5 protein-coding genes are annotated in these 4524 nt (G+C 72.7%); 4 read left to right on the top strand and 1 reads right to left on the bottom strand.

The window, feature by feature from the left end; translation table 11 throughout:
* Window positions 1-56 precede the first annotated feature (56 nt).
* Window positions 57-230: a hypothetical protein gene (locus STRTUCAR8_RS53625; RefSeq protein ID WP_006383047.1), complete on the bottom strand. Its 174-nt coding sequence runs from the start codon at window positions 228-230 to the stop codon at window positions 57-59.
* A 237-nt stretch (window positions 231-467) separates the two neighbouring features.
* On the opposite strand from STRTUCAR8_RS53625, the gene STRTUCAR8_RS44375 reads away from it, so the two are divergent.
* From STRTUCAR8_RS44375 to STRTUCAR8_RS44360, 4 genes are all read left to right on the top strand, one after another.
* Window positions 468-1688 (top strand): NYN domain-containing protein, encoded by a 1221-nt coding sequence (locus tag STRTUCAR8_RS44375; protein ID WP_044473957.1) that lies wholly within the window; start codon window positions 468-470, stop codon window positions 1686-1688.
* Between the two features lie 120 nt (window positions 1689-1808).
* Window positions 1809-2780, top strand: a complete 972-nt coding sequence (locus tag STRTUCAR8_RS44370; protein ID WP_006383046.1) for an ABC transporter ATP-binding protein — start codon at window positions 1809-1811, stop codon at window positions 2778-2780.
* Window positions 2781-2937: 157 nt separating this feature from the next.
* The gene (locus tag STRTUCAR8_RS44365) at window positions 2938-3765 is read left to right on the top strand and encodes an ABC transporter permease (protein WP_006383048.1); all 828 of its coding nucleotides are present in this window, start codon (window positions 2938-2940) and stop codon (window positions 3763-3765) included.
* A gap of 34 nt (window positions 3766-3799) precedes the next feature.
* On the top strand, window positions 3800-4516 hold the full coding sequence (locus STRTUCAR8_RS44360) for a hypothetical protein (protein WP_006383050.1): 717 nt from the start codon (window positions 3800-3802) through the stop codon (window positions 4514-4516).
* Window positions 4517-4524 lie beyond the last annotated feature (8 nt).

Here is a 4524-nt window from a genome sequence, read left to right as displayed (position 1 = left end):
GTGTGTGGGCTTCGACAGCCCGTTGTTCAGCCGTCCGTCGTGCTCGGGCGCCGGGCTCAGTTGTGGCCGAAGCGCTTCTGCCGGCCCTTGCGCGCCATGTCGCCGGGTGTCACCTGGTTGATGCGCTGCTCGGTCTGCGACTCCATCGAGGAGGACTTCGCCTGCTCGGTGCCGCGCTCGGCCTGTGACGCCTGTTCGTGCGGGCGGCTCTGCTTCTTGTTCTTGGCCATGGTGATCTTCCTCCTGAAGGGGATCTAGGGGCCAAATCCGGAACCAGATTCACATGACCCGGCAAAGCGCGCATGTCGGAGAATCACCGTGCGTAATAGGCTCACGTCATGCGGCGGGGCCCCCGGCCGTCGCGGGAAACGCCACGCCGAAGATCGAGTTCGGGCCGTTAAGCTCCGCGCGGTCGGGCAGACTCGAAGCAAGCCCGAAGCAAACCTCCCGGAAAGAGGGTGGAACGCGTGGACCGCTGCATCGTCCTGGTGGACGCCGGGTACCTGCTGGGGGCCGCCGCGAGTCTTCTCGCCGGAGAGCCCTCGCGGTCCCGGATCACCGTCGACCACGCCGCTCTCATCCAGGGCCTGAGAGAACGCGCCGAGTCGGACACCGAACGGCCGCTGCTGCGCATCTACTGGTTCGACGGCGCCCCCGACCGGGTGCCCCAGCCCGAGCACCGCAGGCTTCGCGTGATGCCCCGGGTCACCGTCCGGCTCGGCGCCCTGACCCGCAGCGACGGACGGTGGGCCCAGAAGGGCGTCGACGCCGCCATGCACGCCGAGCTGACCGAGCTGGCCCGCAACCGTGCCTGCTCCGACATCGTCCTCGTCACCGGCGACGGCGATCTGCTGCCGGGCATGATGGCGGCCAAGGAGCACGGAGTCGCCGTACACCTGTGGGCGGTGCAGGCCGCCGACGGCGACTACAACCAGTCCGAGGACCTGGTCGCCGAGGCCGACGAACGGCGCGTCCTCGACCGTACGTGGATCACCAAGGCCGTACGGGCCAAGGAGGTCGGCGGGGTCTGCGCGCCGCAGCCCGTGCCCCGCCCCGAGATCGCCGCGATCCTGTCCGCGCCGCTGCCCGAGTCGTCGCACGCGCAGGCCTCCGACCGGGTCGCCGACGAGCAGCAGGAGCACCCCACGGCGTCCGCCGAGCAGAACGGGGTGCAGGAGCGCGTACCCGCCCCCAAGGGTGTACCGACCCCCAAGGACCTGGCCGCGCTCAGGGCGCCCGGTGCCCAGGCCGTCCAGCCTCCCGCCAACGCGACCCTGCGCTGGTCCTCCGACAAGGGCTGGGTCGACCGGCCGGGCGTGGGCGCGGAGCCCCCCGAGATCGCCTCCATGCCGACGCTCGCCCAGCTCACCTCGGCCGAGCAGCGCTGGGCGGACCGTGAGGAGGACATCACCACGGTCGGCGGCGATCCGTACGAGGTCGGACAGGTGTTCGCGCGCCGCTGGATGGAGCGGCTCCCCGACCCCGCCCAGCTGCCGAAACTGTCCACGATGTACCCCCGCATCCCGCACCGCATCGACGGCGAGCTGCTGCGTTACGCCGCCCGCTTCGGCCTGCTCGCCCACAAGGACGACCAGATCGACGAACACGACCGGTACGCGATCAGGGCCGGTTTCTGGCGCGAGATCGACGTCCGTACCGCCGCGGAACACGCGCCCGCCGGGGAATGAGCGGCCCCGGCGGGGCAAGGGCACGGCGGGGGTTGGATTTCAGGCGGAGTCGGGCACCCCGTACTCTCGTCCTTCGTGAGTACGCGCACGGCACACGCAGCCCGACACGGTGACGATGTCGTGTGCGCGGTGCGCGATCTCACCAAGACCTACAAGGCGGTACGCGGTCGCCGCGGCGCCCCCGGAACACCCGAGGTACAGGCCACCGACGCCGTGGAGCTGGACGTCCGGCGCGGTGAGATCTTCGGCCTGCTCGGGCCGAACGGCGCCGGCAAGTCGACCCTCGTCCGGCAGATCACCGGTCTGATGCGCCCCGACCGGGGCAGCGTCGAGATCCTCGGCCACGACATCGTGCGCCATCCGGAGCGGGCCGCCCGCATCCTCGCCTACCTCGGCCAGGAGTCCAGCGCCCTCGACGAACTGACCGTCTCGCTCGCCGTCGAGACCACCGCGCGACTGCGCGGCCTGGAGGTACGGCGGGCGCGGGCGGAGCGGGACGCGGTGCTGGAGGAGCTCGGGCTCACGGCGCTGGCCGCCCGGCCCATCCGCAAGCTGTCCGGCGGGCAGCGGCGGCTCGCGTGCTTCGCGACAGCCCTCGTCGGGGAACGTCCGCTGCTGGTCCTCGACGAGCCGACGACCGGAATGGATCCGGTGGCGCGGCGGGCGGTGTGGTCGGCGGTCGACCGGCGGCGCGCGGAGCGAGGTACGACGGTGCTGCTGGTGACGCACAACGTCATCGAGGCCGAGACGGTGCTCGACCGGGTGGCCGTGCTCGAGCGGGGGCGCGTGATCGCCTGTGACACGCCCGCGGGGCTGAAGGAACAGGTCGCGGGCGAGGTCCGGGTCGACCTGGTCTGGCGCGAGTCGGCGCCGTTGCACGTGCCCGAGGTGGCCGCGCTGCGGGACCGGGCCGTCGAGTCGGGGCGCAGGTGGACCTTGCGGCTGGCTCCGGAGGAGGCCCGCGCGGCCGTGGCCACCGTCACCGGCGGGGCCGCGTTCACCGCGCTGGACGACTTCACGCTGGCCACGCCGAGCCTGGAGGACGTGTATCTGGCGCTCGGCGGAAACGCGCAGGGGCTGGTGAAGGCATGAGCGGCGGCCACGGGGCGACGGGCAGGGTGGGCAGGACGGGCGTGAGTGCCAGGACGGGCGTGAGTGCGGGGGGCCTCGGATCCGTACGGGTAGGTGTGCGGGCGCCGGTGGGGGAGAGGGCGGCTGTCGTGACCGGGACGAAGAGGAGCAGCTCGACGTGAGTGTCGTACCCGCCGAGGTGCTGCCGGGCAGCGCCGTGGCCGTAACGAAGACGCCCGCGCGCGGGGCGGTGGCCGAGCTCGGTCCGCGTGTGCGGCTGTGGCCCGCGCTGGTCGCGGTGTACGGGGCGCAGCTGTCCCGGGCCCGGGTCGCACGGATTCCGCTGCTGTTCGTGGCGACCTTCCAGTCCGTCGGGATCATGATCCTGATGCGGGGGGTCGTGGACGGGGGCGGTGAGGCGCGGGCCGTGGTGGCCGGGGCTTCGGTGCTCGTCGTGGCTTTCGTCGCGCTGAATCTGCTCGCCCAGTACTTCGGGCAGCTGCGGGCCAGCGGGGGGCTCGACCACTACGCGACGCTGCCGGTGCCGCCCGCCGCCGTGGTGCTGGGGGCCGCGGGGGCGTACGCCTCCTTCACCGTGCCGGGGACCGTGGTGACGGCGGTGTTCGGGTGCGTGCTGTTCGGGTTGCCGCTGACGCATCTGTGGGTGCTCGCGCTGGTGATCCCGCTCGCCGGGGCCGCGCTCGCCGGGCTCGGCGCCGCGTTCGGGCTGCTCGCGCCGCGGCCGGAACTGGCCACGCTGCTCGGCCAGTTGGGCATGTCGGCGGCGCTGCTGCTGGGGGTGCTGCCGGCTGACCGGATGCCGGAGGTCGTCCGGTTCGCGCGGGATCTGCTGCCTTCGACGTACGGCGTGGAGGCCTTCGCCCGGACCTTCGGGCCTCACCCCGACTGGGCCTTCGTGTTCGGTGACCTGGCCGTGTGCGCGGGGGTCGGGGTGGTCTCGCTGGCCGTCGCGACCTGGGCGTACCGCCGGGCGGCCGTCCGGTGACGCGCCGCACAGACGGGCCTGGCACGATGGCAGGGTGACCGCACCGCTGACTCCGCCTCCGCCGCCGCACCATGAGCCCTCGCACGACCGTGCGGAGGGTTCGCAGTCCCAGCAGCCCTTGCAGCAACAGCCTTCGCTCCAGGGGGCTCCGGACGGGCGGTCCTGGCAGTTCTGGCCGGAACCGTCCGGGGGCAGCGGGTTCGCGCCGGCCTACGGACAGGACGGCCCCGGCATGAAGACCGAACTGCGGGAGGCCGCCGTCGTCACGGTGGTGACGGCGCTCGCCGGGGTGGTGCTCGGGCTGCTGTGGTGGTGGCTGGCGCCGGACGTCGCGTTGGTCGGGGAGATCGTCAACAACCGCTGGACCGTGTTCGTCAAGGACAGCGAGGGCGAGCAGGCCATCGGGGTCGACGGAACGTTTACTCTGCTGGCGCTGGCCCTGGGGGCGGTGAGTGCGCTGGGGGCGTTCCTGGTGCGGCGGCGCGGGGGTGTGCCGCTGGTGGTGGCGCTGACGGTCGGGGGGCTGCTCGGGTCGGTGCTGGCTTGGCGGCTGGGGGTGTGGCTCGGGCCCGCCCAGGATGTGATCGCTCACTCGAAGGAAGTGGGCAAGGGGGTCACGTTCTCGGCGCCGTTGAAGCTGGGGGCGAAGGGGGTGCTGATGGTGTGGTCCGTGGCTGCGCTGGTGGTGCATCTGGGGCTGACGGGGTTGTTCGGGCCGCGGGATCCGGAAGACGCGCCGCCGGCGGTGTAGGCGGGGGT

Source organism: Streptomyces turgidiscabies Car8 (genome assembly GCF_000331005.1).
Classification (GTDB): Bacteria; Actinomycetota; Actinomycetes; order Streptomycetales; family Streptomycetaceae; genus Streptomyces; species Streptomyces turgidiscabies.
This window is presented reverse-complemented; position numbering and strand designations above follow the sequence as displayed.